Raw genomic sequence first — 22,614 nt, 5'->3', positions numbered from 1 at the left:
TCAGGGCGCCGCGCGGGCGACGACGATCAGCTCGCCGTCGGCGCTCGTGCCGACCGGCTCGCCGGACCAGCCGCCGTACACCCGCTCGACGGTGAAGCCGGCGTCGCCGAGGGACGTCCGCAGCTCCGCCTCGTCGCGGAAGCGCAACGTGCCCGGGCTGCACAGCTCCCCACCGTCAGGGAAGACGTAGTGCTGGCGGAAGCTGACCAGCCCGTCGCGCACCTCGGTCAGCTCGGTCCAGGCGTCGACGACGGTGCCGTCCGGCAGGGCGAGGCGGCGGCGGGAGGCGTCCGGGGTCCAGCGTTCCCAGCGGCGGGCCGCCGGGTCGCGCGAGTCGAACGCCAGCCGGCCGCCCTCGACCAGGGCCCGGCGCAGGTCGGCCAGGGTACGCGCCCACTCGTCGTCGTCCCGGATCTCCTGCGCCACGTGGCTGGTCAGCAGGGCCAGGTCGTACGCGGCGTCGGGCAGGTCGGCGGCGGTGCCGTGGCGCCAGGTGACCCGGTCGGCGCCGGGCTTGGCGCGGGCCGCGTCGAGGGAGGTGCGCAGCGGCTCGACCCCGGTCACGGCGTGGCCGGCGGCGGCCAAGGCCAGGGTGAGCCGTCCGGTGCCGCAGCCCAGGTCGAGGACACGGGCCCGGGTGCGGCCGGCGACGCCCAGGAAGAACTCGTCGTCGCGCCCCCAGCGGTTCTCCACGTCATAGAGCGCGGTCAGCCGGTCCGTCATGACCGGTCAGGCTAGCGGTCAGGAGATGTGGTGGAGGATCACGTTGTGCACGTGGTGGCTCTTCTGCGCGCCGCGGAATTCCACCTCATAGGTGTGCGCGCCGACGTGGATGGCGATCGCGCCGGTGGAGAAGAACGAGCCGCCCCAGGACTTGTTGCTGACCACGCTGACGCTGGTGATCTTCGAGTACGGGATGCTGGTGATGGCGTACCGCTTCCCGACGAACGAGCGGTCCTGGATGATCACCCGGCGGTCGGTGAGGCCGATGAATCCGGTGCCGCCGCCGATGGCGTCGTAGACGGCGATGATCTGCTCGCCGGCCAGCAGGCCACTCTGGATCTGCTGGAACTGTTCCCTGCGGTCGTACGTCGGATCAGCCATGCCGCCGACGGTAGGTGGGGCGTGCCAGTCGGCTCAGGGTTCGGTGACCGCGCGGACCGCGTCCTCGATCCGGGCGGCGAGGAGTACCTCACCCTCGGTGAGTGGCTCGCCGTCGCCGTGGCCCACCCTGATCTGCGTGCGGCCGGCCCGGCGGCTGATCTCGGGGCGCAGGCGCAGCGCGTCGGCGACCACCGCGACCCGCTCGGTCAGTGCGGCGTGCTGGGTGTCGTCCAGGGCGAGAGTGCGGCGGATCTGCTCACCCTCGCGGGTCCACCCGGACAGCAGGGCGAGAGCGTCGTCGAGGTAGTCGCGCTTCTGCCGGCTGTTGAACAGCACACGCATCACCGCACCTCCCTGGCGCCGTTGCCGGCTTGTGGCCAAATCGTCGCCATCCCGTGTCCTCGTCGACGCCCTCTAGTCTCTCGTCTGCCCAGATGGTGTGTCCACGCCCACACTTCCGTGTTCTGTTGACCTGACGTCGGCCTCAGGTACCCAAACCGCCGATTGATCTGGCACCCTGGACGCCCGTGCGGACCGAACGGGTAGGCGGAAGCGGGCAGGCCGATCGGCGTGAGCCGAAGGTCGTCGTCGGGGCGGCGATCATCGCGGACGGCAGGGTGCTGGCCTGTGAGCGGTCGGCGCCCCCGGAGGCTGCCGGCCGCTGGGAGTTCCCCGGCGGCAAGGTCGAGCCGGGGGAGAGCGAGACCGCCGCGCTGATCCGCGAGTGCGCCGAGGAGCTCGGCGTACGGGTGGAGATCGGCGCGCGGGTCGGCCGCGACGTACGGATGGCCCACGGCCGGTCCGTCCTCCGGGTGTACGTGGCCCGCCTTCTCCATGGTGACCAGCCGAAGGCGCTGGAGCACTCCGAGCTGCGCTGGCTCTCCGCCGCCGAACTCGACACCGTGCCCTGGCTCCCCGCCGACGTGCCGGTGGTCGCCGCACTGCGCCCGCTGCTCACCACCGCCTGAGCGCCGGAAGCCGACACGGGGGCGAAAACAGGACGGGGGCCGGCGGCATGTGCCGCGGCCCCCGTCGTCGTCGCCGTGCTGTTCAGTGCTTCGGCTCGTCCTGCTGCGGGTGAGCGAAGTTGAGGTGCTCGGGCGGCAGCGGGAAGGTGACGTCGTCGCCGAAAGGCGACGGCGCGGCCGCCCTGTCGAGGGTCAGCTCCGTGAGCGGCAGCTTGCCGTTGGCGTCGACCGGCGGGGCCGTCGGGTGCGGCACCTGCCGGTGCCAGTTCACGCCCCTCTGCGCCTGCGCCTCGGACCGCGGGTCGTGCGAGCCGCCGGCGTGCGAGTGCACCACGGTCTGGGGGTCACTGGCGGTCGCGGGGCCGCTGTGGTGCCCGCTGGTCACGCTGGTCTGAGGCACCTGACCCCTCCGGAAGATCTTGCTACCAAGCCACACAAGGGGATCGTACCTGCGGTCGACGACCCGCTCCTTCATGGGGATGATCCCGTTGTCAGTGATCTTGATGTGCTCGGGGCAGACCTCGGTGCAGCACTTGGTGATGTTGCAGTAGCCGAGCCCCATCTCGGACTGCGCGTACTCCTTGCGGTCGGTCTTCGCGTCGAGCGGGTGCATGTCCAGCTCGGCGGCCCGGATGAAGAACCGGGGGCCGGAGAACGCCTGCTTGTTCTCCTCGTGGTCGCGGATCACGTGGCAGACGTTCTGGCACAGGAAGCACTCGATGCACTTGCGGAACTCCTGCGAGCGCTCGACGTCCACCTGCTGCATCCGGTAGTCGCCGGGGGCCAGGTCGGCCGGCGGCGCGAACGCCGGGGTCTCCCGGGCCTTCTCGTAGTTGAACGAGACGTCGGTGACCAGGTCCCGGATGACCGGGAACGTCCGCAGCGGCGTGACCGTGACGGTCTCGTCCTCCTCGAACGTCGACATCCGGGTCATGCAGCTCAGCCGCGGCTTGCCGTTGATCTCCATGGAGCAGGAGCCGCACTTGCCGGCCTTGCAGTTCCACCGGCACGCCAGGTCCGGCGCTTCGGTGTTCTGCAGCCGGTGGATGACGTCGAGGACGACCTCGCCCTCGTTCACCTCGACCGTGTAGTCCTTCAGGTCGCCGCCGGTGTCGTCGCCCCGCCAGATGCGGAACTGTCGCTTGGTCCCCATTACTTGCCCGCCTCCTCAGCGAGGGCGTCGAACTCGGCGAGTTCCTCGTCGGTCAGGTACTTGGCCAGCTCCGCCCGGTCGAACAGGCTGATCAGCTCCGCACGCATCTCCGGCAACGGCTTCCGGGTCAGCCGGACCGCGTCGCCGTCCAGCGCGCAGACCAGGTTCACCTGCCGCCACTTCGGGTCCATCTTCGGGAAGTCCTCGCGGGTGTGCCCGCCGCGCGACTCCCGCCGCTCCACCGCCGCCTTCGCGGTGCACTCCGAGACCACCAGCATGTTGCGCAGGTCCAGCGCCAGGTGCCAGCCCGGGTTGTAGCGGCGGCCGCCGGCCGCGCTCACCTTGGCCACCCGCTCGCGCAGCTCGCTCAGCTTGCCCAGGGCGTCCGCAAGCTCGCCCTCCCGCCGGATGATCCCGACCAGGTTCCCCATGACGGCCTGGAGGTCCGCCTGCAGGGTGTAGGGGCTCTCCCCGGTGTCCCGCTGGAGCGGGGCCAGGGCCATCTCCACCGCGGCCTCCACCGTCGCCACCGACACCGCCGGGCGCGAGGTGAGCTGGTCGGCGTACGAGGCGGCGTGGCCGCCCGCCCGCTTGCCGAAGACCAGCAGGTCGGAGAGGGAGTTGCCGCCGAGCCGGTTGGAGCCGTGCATGCCGCCGGAGACCTCACCGGCGGCGAAGAGCCCGCGCACGGTGCCGTACGCCGCGCCGGAGTCCGGGTCCACCTCGACGCCGCCCATCACGTAGTGGCAGGTCGGGCCGACCTCCATCGGCTCCTTGGTGATGTCGACGTCGGCCAGCTCCTTGAACTGGTGGTACATCGACGGCAGGCGGCGGCGGATCTCCTCGGCCGGCAGCCGGGAGGCGATGTCCAGGTAGACGCCGCCGGCCGGCGTACCCCGACCGGCCTTGACCTCGCTGTTGATCGCGCGGGCGACCTCGTCGCGGGGGAGCAGCTCGGGCGGGCGCCGGTTGTTGTCCGGGTCCTTGTACCAGCGGTCCGCCTCGGCCTCGTTGTCCGCGTACTGCTTGCGGAATACGTCCGGTACGTAGTCGAACATGAACCGCTTGTCCTCGGAGTTCTTCAGCACCCCGCCGTCGCCGCGGACCGACTCGGTGACCAGGATGCCCTTCACCGAGGGCGGCCAGACCATGCCGGTCGGGTGGAACTGGAGGAACTCCATGTTGATCAGCGTCGCCCCGGCGCGCAGCGCCAACGCGTGACCGTCCCCCGTGTACTCCCAGGAGTTCGAGGTGACCTTGTAGGAGCGGCCGACGCCGCCGGTCGCCAGCACCACGGCCGGCGCCTCGAAGAGGACGAACTCGCCGGACTCCCGGTAGTAGCCGAACGCGCCGGCGACCCGGTCCCCGTCGAGCAGCAGCTCGGTGATGGTGGTCTCGGCGAAGACCCTGATCCGGGCCTCGTAGTCGCCGAACTCCCGCTTGTCCTCCTGCTGGAGGGAGACGATCTTCTGCTGGAGGGTACGGATCAGCTCCAGGCCGGTGCGGTCACCGACGTGCGCGAGCCGCGGGTACTCGTGACCGCCGAAGTTCCGCTGGGAGATCCTCCCGTCCTTGGTGCGGTCGAAGAGCGCGCCGTACGTCTCCAGCTCCCAGATCCGCTGCGGCGACTCCTTCGCGTGCAACTCGGCCATCCGGAAGTTGTTGAGGAACTTGCCGCCGCGCATGGTGTCGCGGAAGTGCACCTGCCAGTTGTCGCGCGGGTTCACGTTCCCCATCGCGGCCGCCGCGCCGCCCTCGGCCATCACCGTGTGCGCCTTGCCGAACAGCGACTTGGAGATGATCGCGGTCTTCTTGCCAGCCAGCCGAGCCTCGATCGCCGCGCGCAGGCCGGCGCCGCCGGCCCCGATCACGACGACGTCGTAGTGGTGTCGTTCGATTCGCGTCTCAGTCATGTCCAGGGCCTCTAGTTGATGAACCGCAGGTCGTTGAACCAGCCGGCCGCCACCGCCATGACGTAGAAGTCGGTCAGCGCCAGGGTGCCGAGGGTGATCCAGGCGAGCTGCATGTGCCGGACATTCAGCCAGGAGATGAAGGTCCAGCTCTTGTAGCGGAGTGGGTGCTTCGAGAAGTGCTTGAGCCGGCCGCCGATGATGTGCCGGCAGGAGTGGCAGGAGATGGTGTACGCCCAGAGCATCACCACGTTGCCGATCAGGATGAGGTTGCCCAGGCCGAAGCCGAAGCCCTTCGGCGAGTGGAAGGCGTAGACCGCGTCGTACGTGTTGATGATCGAGATGATCGCCGCGGCGTAGAAGAAGTACCGGTGCAGGTTCTGGCCCAGCAGGGGGAACCGGGTCTCGCCGCCGTACGCCTGGTGCCCGTCGGGAACGGCGCAGGCCGGCGGGGACAGCCAGAACGATCGGTAGTACGCCTTGCGGTAGTAGTAGCAGGTGAGCCGGAACAGCAGCAGGAACGGCAGGGTCAGCGCCGCGTCGGGGATGATCCACCAGCCGGGCAGGAAGCTGCCGAAGTGCGAGGAACCCTCGACGCACCGGTCGGTCACACAGGGGGAGTAGAACGGCGTCAGGTAGTGGAACTCGTCCACCCAGTACCACTTGTGCATGAAGACCCGGACCGTCGCGTAGATGACCCAGGCGCTGAGCCCGACGACGGTGATCAGTGGCTGGAACCACCAGCGGTCGGTCCGCAACGTCTTCGCCACAATCGCGGCGCGTGCCCGCGCCCCTCGCGGCCTCGTTGCCGTTGATGTCATTCGAGTCGTCTCCCTGACGGCGCCCTCGCGGGGCGGCGGATCACCTTCCGTACCGGTCAGCGGACCGGGCGAGACCGCGTCCACTGCCACGTCTTGCGCACGGATGCGGCCGCACCGGCGAACCGGCGCAGCTAAGTGACACACGTTACGCCGATCTTCGCGGCCCGGCCGCGCAACGCAGTGTCCCGTGTGGTTCGCGGGTTGGAAAGACCCGGGCCATGATCAATATCTGGGCGGCCCGCCCGGGCGCGCGTCCGCCGGCCGACGACGCACCGTCAGCCCGACGCGCCGCCGGTGAAATGCCATGACGCCAGGCGCAGCGGCGGTGCCTCCCACCAGTTGCCGTCCACCCGGTCCGGTTGGCGGACCGGGTGTCGGCCCAGGCCGAGCACCCGGCCCGGACCCAGGGCCCGGGGGTACGACTCGGTGAACCGGAAGTCGCGGGCCGCCCGGGTGGGCACCCCGTCCTCGACCAGCCACACCCCGTTGCGGGTCAGCCCGGTGATGACCAGACGCTTCGGGTCGAGCACCCGGGTGTACCAGAAGTCGCTGACCAGCAGCCCGCGCGCCACCCCGGCGACCAACGCGGCGGTGTCCGGGTCGGCCAGCGCCCCCGCCGTCCCGCTCGCCGCCGACCCCCCGACGGGCGCGGGGCTGTCGCCACCGACCGCGCGGGCGGCGGCGGGAAGCAGGCGGAGGTTGTGCGGGATCGGGCCGAAGGTGGCGGCGCCGGGCATGCCGTGACCCGTGGACGCCACCCCCGCCTCGGCGCCGCTGCGCCGGTCGTGGGTCACCGCCGTGGTGGTGCCGGCGTCGACCAGGGTCAGCGCGTGTCGGGGGGTGCCCTCCAGGTCGTACGGCAGGGCCGAGCCGTGTAGCGGGTCGTCCACCAGGGTCACCGCCGGGTCGAACTGGGCCGTGCCCGGCTCGGCGAAGGACTGCCGCTCGGCGTACCGCTTGCCGTTGAAGCCGAACCAGGCGAAGTTCTGCAGCAGGTCGGCGACGGCGGCCGGTTCGAGCACCACCTCGTACCGCCCCGGGGGCAGCTCGACCGGATCGGCCGCGGCCCGCGCCTTCGCCGCCGCCCGGACACCGAGCGCGGCGCCGTCCACCTCGGCCAGCCGGTCGGCGCAGCGCCGGGCCACCCCGTCGGCCCCGCCGGTACGCGCGATGCCGTCCATCGCCGCCTCCGCCGTCCGCCCCACCGCCGAGTGCCCCGCCGAGTTGGCGAACGCCCCCGACCGGTAGGCAGTCCGGCAGTAGCCGGCTGCCTCCAGACCGCCGACCGCGTCCACGAACGCGCGTACCCGGGCCGCCCGCTCGTCGGGCGACGCGTACGCGGTGGCCTCGTCGAAGACGCCGGCCGGCGGGACCGGCGACGCCGGGGCGAGCCCCGGCCAGGCCGGGTCGGGCGGGCCGAGCCGCGCCGCCGCCAGGGTCCGCTCGACCAGCGCGGTCAGCCCGTCGGGGTCGACCAGACTGCCACTGCCGGCGGCGGTCCGCCCGTCGACGTGCAGCCGCAGCCGCACCGCGGTCCCCGACTCAGCGACGTTCTGGTGGATGAACGAGTTCGCGAACCGGGTCAGTGCCAGGTCGGCGCGGGTCACCACCACCTCGGCCTGCGCGTCCGGCCCGGCGAGCCGCCGGGCCAGCTCCACCACCTGACCGGCGAGGTCCAGTTCGGTCATGCCCGCACCCCCACCCGGACGTTGCGGAAGCGGGCCGGGGCGGCCGGGTGGCCGGTGTGCCCGACCTGGCCGGGCTGCCCCTTGCCGCAGTTCGGTGTGCCCCACGGGACGATCTCCGAGGAGAGCATGTCCATCGAGCGCCAGAAGACCGGCCCGATCCCGGTGTACGTGGGGTTGCGCAGCATCCGCCCCCGCCGGCCCTTCTTCACCTCCCAGCCGATCTCGCAGCCGAACTGGAAGTTGAGCCGCCTGTCGTCGATCGACCAGGATCGGTTGATGTCCATCAGCACCCCGTCGTCGGTGGCGTCGATGATCTCGTCGAGGGTGTGCGGGCCCGGCTCCAGGCCCACGTTGGTCATCCGCACCATGGGCAGCCGGGCCCAGCCGTCGGCCCGTACGCTGCCGCCGTAACCGAGACCGGCGACGGCGGCCGAGTCCCGGCCGGCGAGCACCCCGACCCACCGTCCGGCGCGGACCGCGTCCCGCTTGACCGCCGGGGAGCCCTCGTCGTCGAAGCCGAAGCTGCCCAGCGCGCCGGGGATCGTCGGGTCGATGGTGACGTTCATCAGCTCGGAGCCGTAGCGCAGCGAGCCGAGCCGGGTCAGGTCCAGCCAGGACGTGCCGGCGAAGGCCGCCTCCCAGCCGAGGATCCGGTCCAGCTCGATGGCGTGCCCGACCGACTCGTGGATCTGCAGGGCGAGCTGCTCGCCGCCGAGGATCAGGTCGGTCTCGCCGGCCGGGCACTCCGGGGCGGTGAGCAGCTCCCGGGACTCCTCGGCGATCCGCGCGGCGTGCGCGGCGAGGTCGAGCGAGGTGACCAGCTCCCAACCGGTGGTGCCGTACTGGCCGCGGTAGCTCGGGTACGACCGGCGCTGGGTCTCGCCGTCGCCGATCGAGGTGGCGGAGATGCCGCCGCCGCACTCCCGGATCCGCTGGTCGATCCGGTGTCCCTCGCTGGAGACGAACCACTTCGCGGTGTCCCAGATCTGGTAGAGCCCCTCGGCCAGGTCGGCGCCGTGCGCGCGCATCGTCTCGGTGGCCCGGACCAGCAGGTCGCCCTTGTCGGAGAGGGGGACGCCGAGCGGGTCCACCGCGCAGCCGGAGGCCCAGCTCGCGACCCTGGCCTCGACGGGGACCAGGTCGATCGGCGGGCCGGGGACCCGCGCGCTCGCGGTGGCGGTCGCCGCGGCGCGCCGGCCGGCGTCGCGGGCCGCGGCGTCCGACAGGCCGGGTACGGCGTGGAAGCCCCAGCTCGAGCCGACCAGCGCCCGGACGCCCAGCCCGATGCTCTCGTCCTGGGTCAGCTCCTCGATGTCGCCGTTGCGGGCCGACATCGACTCGTACCGGCGGTGCATCGCTCGGGCGTCCGCGTACCGGGCTCCCGCGTCGAGGGCGGCCTGGACGGCGGCGGTTGCCGCGTCGAACTCGGTCATGCGCCGACCCTAGGCGAGCAGACCGACATCCGTCAGCGGACGAGATCCTCCGGCCGGATCGTCGCTCGCACGGGGTCGCTCAGCTCCAGCACCTCGCCCCGCTTGGCAGTTGACTGTTCCGCGTAGTGGCCGCCGCGGCGACGGTAGAGGCGCAAGCTGCCAGTCTCCTGCTCGACCAGCAAGTACCACTCGATGCCGGCGGCGGCATAGTAGTGCATCTTGAGCACCTTGTCGGTGGCCGCATTGCTTGGCGAGATGATCTCGCAGACCAACCGCACCGCGTCCGCCTCGATGATGAGTTCGTCGAGGTCGACCGGCTCGGTGACGACGAGGTCGGGGATGGGGATGCGGCCGTGCCGGAGCCGCACGTTCACCGCCTCCAGCAGTTCCAAACCCACGGCTTCGGCTGCCGCTTCGAGAATGTTGCCGAGCTTGCGTGAGATCCGCTGGTGCCGTGGCGTGGGGGCTGGGGTCACGTGGAGGCTCCCGTCGAAGAGTTCGACACGCTGCTGCGTCTCGCCGAGGGCGAGGTACTCCTCTTCGGTCCACGGGCCGTCGTGGCCGAACACCGCCGCGGTCATGGTCACCTCCACCTCGTGTCGGCCGGAATCCTCACCTGAGCCTCACGACCATGGTCGCACTCGCCGTGCGACGGTGCGGCGGAGACATCGAGTTGTGGACGTGAATCTCCTGCTGAGGGCTGGTCAAGCCCGAAACCCACTCGTTACGCTCAGGCCGCTGACAGCCCGCGTTTTGTAGCTTATTTTCGCCTCCAGAACTTTGTTGTAAGTTCTCTTCGTCACTGAGGGAGGCGGTCGTGGGCAGGTCGGAGTCGGCGCCGTCCGGGGAACCGGACCGCCCAGCGGTGCCGGAGCAGCGCTCCGGAGAGGGTCCCTATCTGCGGGTCAAGGACCTGCGGGTCCGGTTCGACACCGAGGACGGCGTGGTCCGCGCCGTCGACGGGGTGTCCTTCTCGGTCGAGCGCGGTCGCACCCTCGGCATCGTGGGGGAGTCCGGCTCGGGCAAGAGCGTCACCTCGCTGGCCATCCTCGGCCTGCACAACGCCAAGCGCACCACCATCAGCGGGGAGATCTCCGTCGGCGGCCGCCAGCTGGTCGGCCTGCCGGACGAGGAGGTACGCCGGCTGCGCGGCCGGGACATGGCGATGATCTTCCAGGACCCGCTGTCGGCGCTGCACCCGTACTACACGGTGGGGCGGCAGATCGCCGAGGCGTACCGGGTGCACCACCCGCGGGCCGGCAAGCGGGAGGCCCGTAGCCGGGCCGTTGACATGCTCGGCCGGGTGGGCATCCCGCAGCCGGCGAAGCGGTACGACCAGTACCCGCACGAGTTCTCCGGCGGCATGCGGCAGCGCGCGATGATCGCGATGGCCCTGGTCAACGACCCGGACCTGCTGATCGCCGACGAGCCGACCACGGCGCTGGACGTGACGGTGCAGGCGCAGATCCTCGACCTCCTCGCCGACCTCCAGCAGGAGTTCCAGTCGGCGATCATCCTGATCACCCACGACCTCGGCGTGGTGTCGCAGGTCGCCGACGACGTGCTGGTGATGTACGGGGGACGGGCGGTCGAGCACGGCAGCGTGGAGCAGGTGCTGCGCCGGCCGCAGCATCCGTACACCTGGGGGTTGTTGTCGAGCGTGCCGTCGTTGCACGGTGACGCCGACGCGGACCTGGTGCCCATCAAGGGCAACCCGCCGTCGCTGATCAACCTCCCGTCGGGGTGCGCGTTCCACCCGCGCTGCCGCTACGCGGACCGCAACGGCGACCGCTCGCGGACCGAGGTGCCGGAGCTGCGCCCGGCCGGGGAGGCGGGCCACCTGGTCGCTTGCCACCTGCCGGCCGAGGAACGCACCCGGCTCTACCAGCAGGACATCGCCCAGGTGGGGGTGGCGCAATGACGGAACCACTGCTGAAGGTGCGCGGGCTGACCAAGCACTTCCCGGTTCGCGACGGGTTCCGCTCCGGCGGCGCCGTGCGCGCGGTCGACGGGCTGGACTTCGACGTCCGCCCGGGTGAGACGCTGGGCCTGGTCGGGGAGTCCGGCTGCGGCAAGACCACCACCGGCCGGATGCTGGTCCGGCTGCTGGAACCCACCTCGGGCAGCATCGAGTTCGACGGCCGGGACATCACCCACGCCCGGCGGCGGGCGCTGCGGCCGCTGCGGCAGGACCTCCAGATCATCTTCCAGGACCCGTACGCCTCGTTGAACCCGCGCCACACGGTGGGCCGGATCGTGGCGATGCCGTTGCAGGTCAACGGCATCAACCCGCCCGGCGGCACCAAGAAGCGGGTGCAGGAGCTGCTGGAGCTCGTCGGCCTGAACCCGGAGCACTACAACCGCTACCCGCACGAGTTCTCCGGCGGCCAGCGGCAGCGCATCGGCATCGCCCGCGCCCTCGCCCTGCGGCCCAAGCTGATCGTCGCCGACGAGCCGGTCAGCGCGCTGGACGTCTCCATCCAGGCCCAGGTCGTCAACCTGCTGCGCGACCTGCAACGCGACCTCGGCCTGGCCTTCGTGTTCATCGCCCACGACCTGGCCGTGGTCCGGCACTTCTGCCACCGGGTCGCCGTCATGTACCTGGGGAAGATCGTCGAGATCGGTGACCGGGACGACATCTACGAGCGCCCGCAGCACCCGTACACCCGGGCGCTGCTGTCCGCGATCCCGGATGTGACCACCCTCGGCCCGGCCGGGCGGATCCGGCTCACCGGGGACGTGCCGACCCCGCTCAACCCGCCGTCGGGATGCCGGTTCCGGACCCGGTGCTGGAAGGCGCAGGAGCGGTGCGCCGAGGAGGAGCCGGCGCTGGTGACCCGCGGTGGCAACCAGGCCATTGCTTGCCACTTCCCGGAGACGGGAACGATCAGCCAGGACTCTGGACCGGTCGCCGCGACCGCCGAGGAGGTGTCGAAGTGAGCCTGTCCCCGGTCGAGGGCGTGGCACTGGCCGAGATCCAGTCGACCGGTGAAGGCCCCGAGGAGAAGCAGCTCGTCGGGCGTTCACCGGGCCAACTGGTCTGGAGTCGGCTGCGACGCGACCGTACCGCCCTGATCAGCGGCATCGTGTTGGCCGTGTTCGTGCTGGCGGCGTTGGCCGCGCCGCTGCTCCAGCGGCTCTATGGGATGTCGCCGAACCAGCAGTTCGGTGACCTGCTGGATGCCACCGGGATGCCCCTCGGCTACGTGGGCGGGGTCAGCGGCCACCACTGGTTCGGCCTCGAACCCGGCCTGGGCCGGGACATCTTCATCCGGATGATCTACGGCATCCGCACCTCGCTGCTGATCGCGCTCGGGGCCGCCGTGGTGACCACGACGATCGGCGTGGTGCTCGGGATCATCGCCGGTTACCTGGGCGGTGTGGTCGACGCCGTGATCGGCTGGGTCACCGATGTCGCACTGGCGATGCCGTTCCTCGTCTTCGCGCTGGCCGTGGTGCCGACGTTCTCGCTGCGCTTCTACGGTCCCCGCGACGCGATCCCGACCTGGTTCGCGGTCACCACGTTGATCGTGGTGTTCGCCGCCTTCGGGTGGACCGGAACCGCCCGCCTGGTACGCGGGCAGGTGGTGTCGCTGCGCGAGCGGGAGTTCGTGGAGGCCGCCCGCGCCAGCGGGGCGGGGCTGGGACACATGCTGTTCCGGCAACTGCTGCCGAACATCTGGGCCCCGATCCTGGTGGCGTTCTCGCTCGCCGTGCCGTCGTACGTGACGGGCGAGGCGGCGCTGTCCTTCCTCGGCGTCGGGTTGCCCGAGTCGGTGCCCAGCTTCGGCCGGATGATCTACCGCAGCATCGACTACCTGCAGACCGACCCGGCCTACGTCTTCTTCCCCGGCATCACGATCTTCGCGCTGGTGCTGGCGTTCAACCTCTTCGGCGACGCGCTCCGCGACGCGCTCGACCCGAAGTCGTCACGGTAAGGGGTACGGCGCATGATGCGGTTCCTGCTGAAGCGGCTGCTGCTGGCGGTCTCGGTGCTGCTCGCGGTCAGCATCGTCAGCTTCCTGATGTTCTTCGCGCTGCCCCGCGACCCGGTGACCGGGATGTGCCCGAAGAACTGCAACGCCGAACGCCTGGAACGGGTGCGTACCGAGCTTGGGCTGAACGACCCGAAGCCGCAGCAGTACGTCAACTACATGAAGGGCATTTTCGTCGGCCGTGACCTGGGCAGTGCGCAGGGTGGCAAGTGTGAGGCGCCCTGTCTCGGCTACTCCTACGTCAACAGCGAGGCGGTCAGCGACACCTTCGCCCGGGTGCTGCCGGTGACGTTGAACATCGTCATTCCGGCGGCGGTGCTGTGGCTCGCCATCGGGGTGGGGCTCGGCATGATCTCGGCGCTCCGGAGAGGTTCGCTGCTCGACCGGATCTCGATCGGGCTCACCCTGACCTTCGCCTCGTTGCAGCTCTACTTCGTCGGTGCCGTGCTGTTGCTGATCTTCGTCTACTCGCTGAAGATCCTGCCGACCCCGCGGTACGTGTCCCTCTTCGACGATCCGGTGGAGTGGGCGCGCGGGCTGGTGCTCGCCTGGGTGACCCTGGCCCTGCTCTTCTCCGCGATCTACGCGCGGCTGTCCCGGGCCCAGATGCTCGAGACGCTGTCCGAGGACTTCGTGCGGACGGCCCGGGCCAAGGGCATGTCGAAACCGAAGGTCTACGGGCGGCACGCGCTGCGGGCGGCGATCACGCCCATTGTGACGATCGCCGGCCTGGACGTGGGTGCGGCGCTCGGCGGCACGGTCATCACGGAGACCACGTTCGGCATCCAGGGGCTGGGTCGCACGGCCGTGGAGGCCGTCCGCCAGGGCGACCTGCCGACCATCATGGCCACCGTGTTGATCTCGGCGTTGTTCGTGGTCGTCGCGAACATCGTGGTCGACCTGCTCTACGCGTTCATCGACCCACGGGTACGCCTCGGCTGACCTCCCGCGTCGTGGGTGGTCGATCGTTGTGGCCCCGTTATCTGCTCGAAATTTACCGCGGATGAAAGCTAGGCGAAGCTTTCCTTCATCGGACCCGGAGGAGTGAGTATGCGAGCAAGACTCGCCACCGCCATGGGCGGTGCGATGGCACTGGTGGTTGCCCTCAGTGCATGCAGCAAGAACACCGGCGACAACGACAACGGCGTGGACACCAACAAGGCGCGCACCGGCGCCATCGCGACCGACCCCAAGGACTCGCTGGGCCCGGCACCGGAGGTGCCCGGTGCCGCCAAGGGCGGGACCTTCTACATCCTGCGGGAGAACAAGATCTCCCACCTGGACCCGCAGCGGGTCTACTCGTTCGCCGGCCTGATGGGGAGCCAGCTCTACGCCCGCTACCTCACCACCTTCAAGGACGACGGCAAGGGCAACGTGACCCTGGTCGGCGACCTGGCCGAGACCCCCGGCAAGAACGTGAACAACGACTGCAAGGTCTGGGAATTCAAGATCAAGCAGGGGGTGAAGTTCGAGGACGGCCGGCCGATCACCTCCAAGGAGATCGCCTACGGCATCGCCCGCTCGTTCGACCCAGACCTGACCGGTGGCCCGACCTACCTTCAGGAATGGCTGGCCGACAGCCCGCAGTACGACACCAAGTGGAACTTCAAGGCCAACAAGACGTCGCTCCCGCCGGGCCTCAGCACGCCGGACGACCGCACGCTGCGCTTCGAGTTCGACAAGCCGCGCTGTGACCTGCCGTTCGCCGCGTCGCTGCCGGCCACCGCGCCGCTGCCGCCGGACAAGGACACCGGCGTCAACCTCGACATGCAGCCGTTCTCGTCCGGGCCGTACAAGATCACCAAGCACCAGCCCGGTGTGGAGATGGTGCTCGAGCGCAACCCGAACTGGGACCCGGCGACGGACCCGGTGCGGCACGCCTACCCGGACAAGTTCATCTGGTCGTTCGGCGCGGACAACGCCACCCAGACCAACCGGGTGCTCGCCGGCACCGGCAACGACGCCGCGGCGGTCGCCACCGGTGGCGTGCCGACGGAGCTGATCGCCAAGGTCACCGGCGACGCCGCGCTCAAGGAGCGGATGATCGTCGCGGCCACGCCGAACGCGTACCGGCTGAGCATCAACACCTCCAAGGTCACCGACCTGTCCGTGCGGCAGGCGATCAACTACGCGATCGACCGGAGCAGCATCACCAAGAACCTCGGCGGCCCGTACGGCGCCGTGCCGCTGACCACGCTGCTGCCGCCCACCACGCTCGGCTACAAGAAGTTCGACGCGTACCCGGCCGGTGACAGCGGCAACCCGGACAAGGCGAAGGCGCTGCTCGCCGGCAAGACGGTGAACCTGGTGCTCGGCACCTCCGACGACACCCCGTCGCAGGAGACGGCGACCCAGGTCAAGAACGCCCTGGAGAAGGCCGGCTTCACCGTCACCGTCAAGCCGATCCCGGAGGACGGTTACCTCGACTTCGTGAAGAAGAAGAGCAACCCGTGGGACCTCTGGGTCGACTCGTGGGCGGCCGACTGGCCCAGCGGCGCGTCGATCCTGCCGGTGCTCTTCGACGGCCGCAACATCAAGGCCGAGGGCAACAGCAACACGTCCCAGCTCAACAACGACGCCATCAACGCCGAGTTCGACCGGGTGCTCGCGCTCGACCCGGCCAAGCAGGCCGACGAGTGGAGCAAGCTGGACGAGCGGCTCATGAAGGAATCGGCGCCGGCGGTGCCGCTGTACAACGAGGTCGTCTCCGTCGCCCACGGCGAGAAGGCCGGCGGCGTCTTCATCGGCAGCATCTTCGGCTGGACCAGCTTCGTGAACGCCTACGTGAAGCAGTGACGGCCTGAAAGCAGGGGCCCCTTCTCGACGCCAGGCGTGGAGAAGGGGCCCCTCCTCACAGGTGCCGGCGGAGGAAGTCCAGCTCCAGGCGGAGCAGGCGTTCGGCGACGCCGCCGGCGGCCATGTGGCTGGCCCCGGTCAGCGGCAGCACCGCGTGCGGCCGGCCGGCGCCCAGCAGCGCCGCCGAGAGGCGCAGCGTGTGCGCGGCCAGCACGTTGTCGTCGACCAGGCCGTGCACCAATAACATCGGCCGGGCGTGCGCCGGGTCGCCGACCGGCTCGGCGGCCAGCTCCACCAGCGAGTGGTGGGCGTAGACGTCCATCCCGTCGTCCGGCATGCCCAGGTAGCGCTCGGTGTACGCGGTGTCGTACAGCGTCCAGTCGGTGACCGGTGCGCCGACCACCGCGCAGCGGAACAGCTCCGGGTGGCGCAGCAACGCCAGCCCCGCCAGCCAGCCGCCGAACGACCAGCCGCGCACCGCCACCCGATCCAGGTCCAGGTCCGGGTGCTTGCCGGCGAGCGCGGTCAGCGCGTCCACCTGGTCGGTCAGGATCACGTCCGCCATCCGCCGGTGGATCGCCTTCTCGAACGACGGGGCGATGCCCGGGGTGCCCCGGTTGTCGATCGTCACCACCGCGAAGCCCTGCTCGGCCCACCACTGCCGTTCCAGCCACGCCGACCGGGCGGCGATCACCTCCTGGTGCCCCGGCCCGCCGTAGACGTCCAGCAGCACCGGTAGCTTCGTGCCCTTGACGTGCTCGATCGGGTAGAGCACCGCGCTGGGCAGCCGCCGGTCGGTCACCCGGACCATGGTGGGCCGGGGCGCGTACGGCGGGGGCGCGGCCAGCGAGCGCAGCTCGCCCACCTCGCGGTCGCCGTGCCACACCCGCCAGCGGGTACCCGGGTGCTCCAGCGAGGCGACGCCGACCACCAGGGTGGCGCCGCCGATCGCCGCGGTGTGCCAGCCCGGGTCGCTGCCCATCCGGCGGGCGTCCACGCCGCCGCCGATCACCGTCCGGACCCGGTAGAGGTGGCGCTGGCTCGGCTCCCCCTCGCTCGCCTCCACCAGCAGTTCCGCCGGGGCGTTCGGCCCGGCGGGCAGCCGCCCCACCACTCGGCGCACGTAGAGCGACGGCGGGGTGAGCAGGGTGCCGTCGGCGAACAGGCAGCGAGCGTCGTACCCGTCGTGGGCGAGCTCACCGCCGACCAGCACCCGGCCGTCGGGCAGGTGCGCCGGGGTGCCGGGGATCGGCTCCACCCAGCGCGGGTCGGCCAGCTCGGCGTGCACCTGCGTCTCGCCGGTCCGCGGATCCACCGCGAGCACCAGGCCGTGCTGCTGGGACCGGCGCAGCACGGTGATCAGCGGCCCGCCGTCCGCCCAGTCGACCGAGGTCAGGTACGGATAGGTCTCCCGGTCCCAGTGCACGTCGACCCAGCCGCCGTCGAGGTCGAGCAGGTGCAGGCTGACCTGCGCGTTCGGCCCACCCGCCCGGGGGTACGCGACGGTCGTCGGCGGGCTCGCCGGGTCGGCCGGGTCGTGCAGGTGCCAGTGCGGCAGCCGGGACTCGTCCACCCGGGCGGCCAGCACCGAACGCCCGTCCGGCGCCCACCAGTAGCCGCGGAACCGGTGGAACTCCTCCGCCGCGATGTGCTCGGCGAGCCCCCAGGTCACGCCGCTGTCCTCGCCGGCGAGGAGGTTGTCCGTGCCGTCCGGTTCGACCACCCGCAACTGGCCCCGGCGGACCCCCTCGGCGGCGTCGGTGACGTAGGCCAGCCGCTCGCCGGTGGGATCGGGACGCGGGTCGATCACCGGGCCGACCGCGGTCACCTCGACCACGTCGCCGTGCACCAGGTCGGCCCGGAACAGCCGGCCGGCCAGGGCGAACGCGGCCACCCGGCCGGCGGCGTCCAGGGCGTACGAGCCGATGCCGGCGGCGGCCAGCCGCAGCCGCTCGCGCAGCGCCCGCTCGCCCGGCGAGAGCGCGGTGGCGTCGCCGTCCGAGCCGAGCAGCACCGCCGGGTCGGCGACCAGCCGCTCCTCGCCGGAGGTGACGTCCAGCAGCCAGAGCGCGTCGGCCGGATCCTCCGGTCCGGAGGAGCGCAGGAAGATCACCCGGGAGCCGTCGTCCGCGACGGAAACGGCGCGCGGCGCCCCGTGGCTGAACCGACGGGTACGGGCGGCCAGCTCGGGAAAGTCCACGCTTCGGATCGTAGGCGCGCGTCGGGCGTGATGTGGCCGACCTGCGCGGACGCGTAAACGTCGGCAAGGCAGGACCGCCGGATAGAGTGACGGTCGTGACGACCCTGCCCGATCGACGCCTTCTGCTGGTCCACGCGCATCCCGACGACGAGTCCATCGGCACCGGCTCGACGATGGCCCACTACGCCGCCACCGGCGCCCACGTCACCCTGGTGACCTGCACGCTCGGCGAGGAGGGCGAGATCCACGTACCGGAGCTGGCCCAGCTCGCCGCGGCCGAGGCCGACCAGCTCGGCGGTTACCGGATCGGTGAGCTGGCCGCTGCCTGCGCCGCGCTCGGCGTCACCGACCACCGCTTCCTCGGCGGGGCGGGCCGCTACCGCGACTCCGGCATGATGGGCCTCGCCACCAACGAGCACCCCCGGGCCTTCTGGCAGGCCGACCTCGACGAGGCCGCCGGTCACCTGGTGGAGGTCATGCGCGAGATCCGTCCGCAGGTCATGATCACGTACGACCCGAACGGCTTCTACGGCCACCCCGACCACATCCAGGCGCACCGGGTGGCGATGCGCGCCGTCGAACGGGCCGCCGCCGAGGGGTTCGCCCCGGCGAAGGTCTACTGGACGGCCATGCCGCGCAGCGTGCTGGCGGCCGGCCTGGACGCCTTCACCGAGTCCGCGGACAACCCGTTCGCCGGCATCGAGAGCGCCGACGAGCTGCCCTTCGGCACCCCGGACCCGGAGATCGCCGCGCGGATCGACGCCACCGACCAGCACGTCGCCAAGGAGGCGGCGATGCGGGCGCACGCCACCCAGATCCCGGCCACCTCCTGGCTCTACTCGATCGCCGGCAACTTCGGCGCCGAGTTCATGGGCGTGGAGTACTTCACCCTCGCGGTCGGCGAGAAGGGCCCGGGCAACGGCCCGTACGGCTGGGAGGACGACCTCTTCGCCGGGCTGGCGCTGGACGGGCCGGACCGGTCCCCGGTCGCGGCGGCCGGCCTCCGGTGACGCTGCCGGCCGTACCGATGTCGGTCGCCCCCGATCAGCAGCCCGCCGCGCCCGCCCGGTCGGGGCGGGCCCTCGACCTCGCCCTGCGGATCGCCGGCGGCGTGGTGACGGTCTGGGCGGGCGTGCTCGCCGCGGTGCTGGAGCTGCTCTTCGCCACCTGGGCCTGGGAGGTGGTCAAGGGTCGGGCCGGTGGCCTGCCGAAGGCGGTGGTCGGCCTCTCCGCCACGCTGGGCGGCCTCGCCGCGGTGGTCGTCCTGACGGTGCTGGTGGGCTGGTTCGCGCACGCCGCCGTCGGGACCCGGTGGGCGGTGGCGCTGGCCGCCCTGCCGTGGTTCGTGGTGATCCTCGCGGGTGGCACCCGGACCACCGAGGGGGACCTCGCGCTCCCCAGCGACAACGTGCTCGGCCTCGCGCTGGTCGTGGCGGGCGCGGTCACCTTCGCGGTGCTGGGCTTCCGGCAGCTCGTGGTGCCGCCGCCCGCGCCTCGCTGAGGGTGCAGACGCGGCACCGGTCGCGGTGGTAGATATTCCTGCCAGGAGCCTGCCGTGGGGCGGGCGTACGGCGGGAGGCGTGCGATGAGGGAGCGGTGGCGCGCGATCGGCGTGCTGGCGGCGGCGCTGTTCGTGGTCAATGTGGTGGCCCGGCTGGTCATCAAGTTCGGCTTCCCGAACGACGACGCCGCCGCCGATCGGGTCTCGTGGCTGATGTTCCTGGCGATCGGGCTGATCCTGGCCGTGGTCGCGTTCCGCTGGGGGCGGGACCGTCCGGTGGGCCGCTGGCTCGCCGACCTGGCCGGCGGGGTCGCGGTGGCCCTGGCGTTGACCGTGTTCGTCGGCCCGCTGCTGGTCGGGGAGAACCCGTTCGGCGGGGGCGCCGGGCTCTTCTTCGCGCAGATCTGGCTCTACCTGGCCGCCACGGCGGCCGGGGTGCTGGTGGGCTTCCTGACCCTGACCGCGCTGGGTCGGGACTACCGCTCCCAGCAGCTCAAGCGGTACGCGGAGCTGAAGGCCGCGAAGCCGCGCAAGATCGTCCGCCGCTGACCCGTGCCGGTCAGGCCGGGGCGACCCGGGTCAGGTACGTGTGGTGGGTGGTGAAGCCGAGCCCCCGGTAGAGGGCCACGGCGGGGGTGTTGCGCTGCTCCACCTGGAGGAAGGCGTGCGTGGCACCCTCCGCCACGCCCCAGTCGACCAGCGACCGGATCACCCGGCCGGCCAGCCCCTGCCGGCGGGCCTCGGGCAGCACCTCGATCAGGGTCAGGCCGAGCCAGCGCCCCTGCCCGGTCACCGTGCCCCGGCCGACGGCGAGCAACCGCCCGTCCAGGTGGACCTGGGCGAAGCGGATCCGCTCCACCGCGGTGAGCACGTGTCGCGCGGCGTCCGGCAGGCCGCCCTTGCGTCCGGCGGCGACGGTCAGCCAGTCGTCCGACGGGGTGGTGGTCAGCTCGACCGGCGGCAGGTCGGCCCGGCCGGGCAGCAGCGCGCCGAGCGGGACGGTTTGCACCAGCACCGGCGGTCGAGCGTCCCAGCCCCGCGCCTCCAGCTCCGCGCCGACCGGCGCGGCCAGCGGCAGCGGGGTGTTCACCAGGGCTGGCTGGCCGTGCTCGGCGTACCAGCGCTGCACCGCGTCGAGCGCGGCGGGCAGCGGGCGGTCCGGGTCGCCGACCGGGAGCGCCGAGTTGGCCCGGCCGGTCCAGCCGTCCGCGCTGCGCAGCAGCCAGTCGCCGAGCCGTTCGCGTACCGGGGCGGGCCACGCCTCGTCGGCGGCCAGCTCGAGGGCGACCACCGCGGCGGCGGTGGGCCGGCGGGCCGGCGGTACGCGCTTCGCGCGGTGCACCTCGCCGACCGGGACCTGGAGCCGGCCCGTCTCGGTGGCGAGCGTGATATGGGTCTCGCTCAGTTCGACGAGCTCGCCGAGTGCGTCGGTGAACAGCGGCCGGCCTTCGCGAATACCCACAATCCGGCGGACCACGATCCGGTGTCCCACATCCTGCTGTCGGAGCACGATCGACCCCCTCCCCGGCGAGATACTAGGCTCTTACCGTCGCGGGTGATCGCGATGAGTCTTGCGGAGGAGAAGACCGGTGACCTACATCATCGCCGAGCCGTGCGTGGATGTGCTCGACAAGGCATGCATCGAGGAGTGCCCGGTCGACTGCATCTACGAGGGCAACCGGATGCTCTACATCCACCCCGACGAGTGCGTCGACTGCGGTGCCTGTGAGCCGGTCTGTCCGGTCGAAGCGATCTTCTACGAGGACGACGTCCCGGAGCAGTGGAAGGACTACACCGGGGCGAACTACGAGTTCTTCGAGGACCTGGGTTCACCCGGCGGCGCCTCCAAGATCGGCAAGGTGGAGAAGGACGCGTCGTTCGTGGCCGCCCAGCCGCCGCGCGGAGAGGGCCACTGAACCGGCCCGCGCCGGTCTCGTCGCGGCTGCCCGACTTCACCTGGGACACCCTGGACGCCGCGGCCGCGACGGCCGCGGCGCACCCGGGCGGTCTCATCAACCTCTCGATGGGCACGCCGGTCGACCCGGTGCCTCCGGTGATCCGGCAGGCCCTCGCCGACGCGTCGAACGCGCCGGGCTACCCGCTGACCGCGGGCACCCCCGCGCTGCGCGGCGCCATCGCGGCCTGGGTGTCCCGGGCCTGCGGCGCGGGCCTCGACGGGCTCGGCGTGCTGCCGACGATCGGCTCCAAGGAGCTGGTCGCCTGGCTGCCCACGCTGCTCGGCGTCGGCCCCGGTGACGTGGTCGTGGTGCCCGCCATCGCCTACCCGACCTACGAGGACGGGGCCCGGCTGGTCGGCGCCACCACGGTGCGCGCCGACTCGCTGACCGCGGTCGGGCCGACCCCCCGGGTACGCCTGGTCTGGGTCAACTCGCCCGGCAACCCGACCGGGCGGGTGCTGCCCGCCGCCCACCTGCGCAAGGTGGTCGACTGGGCCCGCGAGCGCGGGGCGGTGGTCGCCAGCGACGAGTGCTACCTCCCGCTGGGCTGGGACGCCGAGCCGGTCTCGATCCTCTCGCCCGACGTCTGCGGCGGATCGTACGAGGGCGTGCTGGCGGTGCACTCGCTCTCCAAGCGCTCCAACCTGGCCGGCTACCGGGCCGGGTTCGTCGCCGGTGACCCGGCGCTGGTGGCCGAGCTGCTCAAGATCCGTAAGCACGCCGGCATGATCGTCCCTGCCCCGGTGCAGGCGGCGATGGTGGCCGCGCTGGGCGACCAGGCGCACGCCGACGAGCAGCGGGAGCGGTACCGGGCCCGGCGGGAGCGGCTGCGCGCCGCGTTCACCGGCGCCGGCTTCACCGTCGAGCACTCGGAGGCCGGGCTCTACCTCTGGATGACCCGAAACGAGGACTGCTGGGACACGGTCGACTGGCTGGCCCGCCGGGGCATCCTCGTCGCCGCCGGCGTCTTCTACGGGCCGGCCGGCGCCCGGCACGTCCGGGCCGCGCTGACCGAGTCCGACGAGCACGTCGCGGCGGTCGCCGACCGGCTGCGTGACTGACGCCCGGGCGGTGGCGGTGACGGGCG

22 protein-coding genes are annotated in these 22,614 nt (G+C 71.7%); 11 read left to right on the top strand and 11 right to left on the bottom strand.

Annotated features, from left to right (window positions below; genetic code table 11):
* From ACFYOS_RS01010 to ACFYOS_RS01000, 3 genes are read right to left on the bottom strand one after another with little or no spacing between them, the layout of a single operon-like run.
* Entirely contained in the window at positions 1–723 is a 723-nt protein-coding gene (locus ACFYOS_RS01010) for a class I SAM-dependent methyltransferase (protein ID WP_387134520.1), read from the bottom strand.
* An 18-nt stretch (positions 724–741) separates the two neighbouring features.
* Positions 742–1,104: a PH domain-containing protein gene (locus ACFYOS_RS01005; RefSeq protein ID WP_387134517.1), complete on the bottom strand. Its 363-nt coding sequence runs from the start codon at positions 1,102–1,104 to the stop codon at positions 742–744.
* A 33-nt stretch (positions 1,105–1,137) separates the two neighbouring features.
* Entirely contained in the window at positions 1,138–1,446 is a 309-nt protein-coding gene (locus tag ACFYOS_RS01000) for a 4a-hydroxytetrahydrobiopterin dehydratase (protein ID WP_387134515.1), read from the bottom strand.
* 185 nt (positions 1,447–1,631) lie between these two features.
* Here ACFYOS_RS01000 and ACFYOS_RS00995 point away from each other — a divergent pair, with 185 nt between their 5' ends.
* Positions 1,632–2,072: a (deoxy)nucleoside triphosphate pyrophosphohydrolase gene (locus tag ACFYOS_RS00995; RefSeq protein WP_387134513.1), complete on the top strand. Its 441-nt coding sequence runs from the start codon at positions 1,632–1,634 to the stop codon at positions 2,070–2,072.
* A gap of 82 nt (positions 2,073–2,154) precedes the next feature.
* Here ACFYOS_RS00995 and ACFYOS_RS00990 read toward each other — a convergent pair whose 3' ends face one another.
* The 6 genes from ACFYOS_RS00990 to ACFYOS_RS00965 form a co-directional block, all read right to left on the bottom strand.
* Positions 2,155–3,225 (bottom strand): succinate dehydrogenase/fumarate reductase iron-sulfur subunit, encoded by a 1,071-nt coding sequence (locus tag ACFYOS_RS00990; protein WP_387134510.1) that lies wholly within the window; start codon positions 3,223–3,225, stop codon positions 2,155–2,157.
* The gene (locus tag ACFYOS_RS00985) at positions 3,225–5,138 is read right to left on the bottom strand and encodes a fumarate reductase/succinate dehydrogenase flavoprotein subunit (RefSeq protein ID WP_387134507.1); all 1,914 of its coding nucleotides are present in this window, start codon (positions 5,136–5,138) and stop codon (positions 3,225–3,227) included. The genes ACFYOS_RS00990 and ACFYOS_RS00985 overlap by 1 nt, the downstream gene beginning before the upstream one ends.
* A gap of 11 nt (positions 5,139–5,149) precedes the next feature.
* Entirely contained in the window at positions 5,150–5,956 is an 807-nt protein-coding gene (locus ACFYOS_RS00980; RefSeq protein WP_387134505.1) for a hypothetical protein, read from the bottom strand.
* Between the two features lie 275 nt (positions 5,957–6,231).
* A complete protein-coding gene (locus tag ACFYOS_RS00975; protein WP_387134503.1) occupies positions 6,232–7,644 on the bottom strand; it encodes a TldD/PmbA family protein in 1,413 nt (470 codons plus the stop codon).
* Complete coding sequence (locus ACFYOS_RS00970) at positions 7,641–9,077, bottom strand: TldD/PmbA family protein (RefSeq protein ID WP_387134501.1); 1,437 nt, start codon at positions 9,075–9,077, stop codon at positions 7,641–7,643. The genes ACFYOS_RS00975 and ACFYOS_RS00970 overlap by 4 nt, the downstream gene beginning before the upstream one ends.
* A gap of 32 nt (positions 9,078–9,109) precedes the next feature.
* Positions 9,110–9,658, bottom strand: coding sequence for a Uma2 family endonuclease (locus ACFYOS_RS00965; protein WP_387134498.1), 549 nt, complete (start codon positions 9,656–9,658; stop codon positions 9,110–9,112).
* A 236-nt stretch (positions 9,659–9,894) separates the two neighbouring features.
* Here ACFYOS_RS00965 and ACFYOS_RS00960 point away from each other — a divergent pair, with 236 nt between their 5' ends.
* The 5 genes from ACFYOS_RS00960 (at position 9,895) to ACFYOS_RS00940 (ending at position 15,868) form a co-directional block, all read left to right on the top strand.
* Positions 9,895–10,998 carry an ABC transporter ATP-binding protein gene (locus ACFYOS_RS00960; RefSeq protein ID WP_387134495.1) on the top strand — a complete coding sequence of 368 codons (1,104 nt, stop codon included), beginning with the start codon at positions 9,895–9,897 and terminating at the stop codon, positions 10,996–10,998.
* Positions 10,995–12,017: an ABC transporter ATP-binding protein gene (locus ACFYOS_RS00955; protein WP_387134493.1), complete on the top strand. Its 1,023-nt coding sequence runs from the start codon at positions 10,995–10,997 to the stop codon at positions 12,015–12,017. Before ACFYOS_RS00960 ends, ACFYOS_RS00955 begins: the two co-directional genes overlap by 4 nt.
* Positions 12,014–13,015 (top strand): ABC transporter permease, encoded by a 1,002-nt coding sequence (locus ACFYOS_RS00950; protein WP_387134491.1) that lies wholly within the window; start codon positions 12,014–12,016, stop codon positions 13,013–13,015. The genes ACFYOS_RS00955 and ACFYOS_RS00950 overlap by 4 nt, the downstream gene beginning before the upstream one ends.
* A 12-nt stretch (positions 13,016–13,027) precedes the next feature.
* Complete coding sequence (locus ACFYOS_RS00945; protein WP_387134489.1) at positions 13,028–14,014, top strand: ABC transporter permease; 987 nt, start codon at positions 13,028–13,030, stop codon at positions 14,012–14,014.
* A 108-nt stretch (positions 14,015–14,122) separates the two neighbouring features.
* On the top strand, positions 14,123–15,868 hold the full coding sequence (locus ACFYOS_RS00940) for an ABC transporter substrate-binding protein (protein WP_387134486.1): 1,746 nt from the start codon (positions 14,123–14,125) through the stop codon (positions 15,866–15,868).
* A gap of 55 nt (positions 15,869–15,923) precedes the next feature.
* On the opposite strand, the gene ACFYOS_RS00935 is transcribed toward ACFYOS_RS00940, so the two are convergent.
* Entirely contained in the window at positions 15,924–18,068 is a 2,145-nt protein-coding gene (locus ACFYOS_RS00935) for a prolyl oligopeptidase family serine peptidase (protein WP_387134483.1), read from the bottom strand.
* Positions 18,069–18,154: 86 nt separating this feature from the next.
* Between ACFYOS_RS00935 and mshB the strand changes: the two genes are divergently transcribed.
* The 3 genes from mshB to ACFYOS_RS00920 all read left to right on the top strand — a co-directional run bounded on the left by mshB (position 18,155) and on the right by ACFYOS_RS00920 (position 20,118).
* Positions 18,155–19,078, top strand: coding sequence for an N-acetyl-1-D-myo-inositol-2-amino-2-deoxy-alpha-D-glucopyranoside deacetylase (gene mshB, locus ACFYOS_RS00930; RefSeq protein ID WP_387134480.1), 924 nt, complete (start codon positions 18,155–18,157; stop codon positions 19,076–19,078).
* A gap of 17 nt (positions 19,079–19,095) precedes the next feature.
* Positions 19,096–19,569 carry a hypothetical protein gene (locus ACFYOS_RS00925; RefSeq protein WP_387134477.1) on the top strand — a complete coding sequence of 158 codons (474 nt, stop codon included), beginning with the start codon at positions 19,096–19,098 and terminating at the stop codon, positions 19,567–19,569.
* A gap of 84 nt (positions 19,570–19,653) precedes the next feature.
* A complete protein-coding gene (locus ACFYOS_RS00920; protein ID WP_387134475.1) occupies positions 19,654–20,118 on the top strand; it encodes a hypothetical protein in 465 nt (154 codons plus the stop codon).
* A 10-nt stretch (positions 20,119–20,128) separates the two neighbouring features.
* Here the strand turns inward: ACFYOS_RS00920 and ACFYOS_RS00915 are convergent, their stop codons facing one another.
* Complete coding sequence (locus ACFYOS_RS00915; RefSeq protein ID WP_387134472.1) at positions 20,129–21,079, bottom strand: GNAT family N-acetyltransferase; 951 nt, start codon at positions 21,077–21,079, stop codon at positions 20,129–20,131.
* Positions 21,080–21,158: 79 nt separating this feature from the next.
* On the opposite strand from ACFYOS_RS00915, the gene fdxA reads away from it, so the two are divergent.
* A complete protein-coding gene (gene fdxA / locus ACFYOS_RS00910; RefSeq protein ID WP_089005361.1) occupies positions 21,159–21,485 on the top strand; it encodes a ferredoxin in 327 nt (108 codons plus the stop codon).
* Positions 21,482–22,588 carry a succinyldiaminopimelate transaminase gene (dapC, locus tag ACFYOS_RS00905; RefSeq protein ID WP_387135227.1) on the top strand — a complete coding sequence of 369 codons (1,107 nt, stop codon included), beginning with the start codon at positions 21,482–21,484 and terminating at the stop codon, positions 22,586–22,588. The genes fdxA and dapC overlap by 4 nt, the downstream gene beginning before the upstream one ends.
* Positions 22,589–22,614: the final 26 nt, after the last annotated feature.

This window comes from Micromonospora sp. NPDC005806 (assembly GCF_042871425.1).
Taxonomy (GTDB): domain Bacteria; phylum Actinomycetota; class Actinomycetes; order Mycobacteriales; family Micromonosporaceae; genus Micromonospora.
Note: the sequence above shows the minus strand (reverse complement) of the source record. Positions and strands in the feature narration are given on the sequence as shown.

Bases quoted from the DNA above. Each gene is read 5' to 3' on its own strand.
- ACFYOS_RS00945 (WP_387134489.1), top strand. From the start codon at position 13,028: ATGATGCGGTTCCTGCTGAAGCGGCTGCTGCTGGCGGTCTCGGTGCTG.
- ACFYOS_RS00975 (WP_387134503.1), bottom strand. From the start codon at position 7,644: ATGACCGAACTGGACCTCGCCGGTCAGGTGGTGGAGCTGGCCCGGCGG.
- ACFYOS_RS00920 (WP_387134475.1), top strand. From the start codon at position 19,654: ATGAGGGAGCGGTGGCGCGCGATCGGCGTGCTGGCGGCGGCGCTGTTC.
- ACFYOS_RS01010 (WP_387134520.1), bottom strand. From the start codon at position 723: ATGACGGACCGGCTGACCGCGCTCTATGACGTGGAGAACCGCTGGGGG.
- ACFYOS_RS01000 (WP_387134515.1), bottom strand. From the start codon at position 1,446: ATGCGTGTGCTGTTCAACAGCCGGCAGAAGCGCGACTACCTCGACGAC.
- ACFYOS_RS00940 (WP_387134486.1), top strand. From the start codon at position 14,123: ATGCGAGCAAGACTCGCCACCGCCATGGGCGGTGCGATGGCACTGGTG.
- ACFYOS_RS00970 (WP_387134501.1), bottom strand. From the start codon at position 9,077: ATGACCGAGTTCGACGCGGCAACCGCCGCCGTCCAGGCCGCCCTCGAC.
- ACFYOS_RS00985 (WP_387134507.1), bottom strand. From the start codon at position 5,138: ATGACTGAGACGCGAATCGAACGACACCACTACGACGTCGTCGTGATC.
- ACFYOS_RS00965 (WP_387134498.1), bottom strand. From the start codon at position 9,658: ATGACCGCGGCGGTGTTCGGCCACGACGGCCCGTGGACCGAAGAGGAG.
- ACFYOS_RS01005 (WP_387134517.1), bottom strand. From the start codon at position 1,104: ATGGCTGATCCGACGTACGACCGCAGGGAACAGTTCCAGCAGATCCAG.
- ACFYOS_RS00955 (WP_387134493.1), top strand. From the start codon at position 10,995: ATGACGGAACCACTGCTGAAGGTGCGCGGGCTGACCAAGCACTTCCCG.
- ACFYOS_RS00925 (WP_387134477.1), top strand. From the start codon at position 19,096: ATGTCGGTCGCCCCCGATCAGCAGCCCGCCGCGCCCGCCCGGTCGGGG.
- ACFYOS_RS00980 (WP_387134505.1), bottom strand. From the start codon at position 5,956: ATGACATCAACGGCAACGAGGCCGCGAGGGGCGCGGGCACGCGCCGCG.
- ACFYOS_RS00990 (WP_387134510.1), bottom strand. From the start codon at position 3,225: ATGGGGACCAAGCGACAGTTCCGCATCTGGCGGGGCGACGACACCGGC.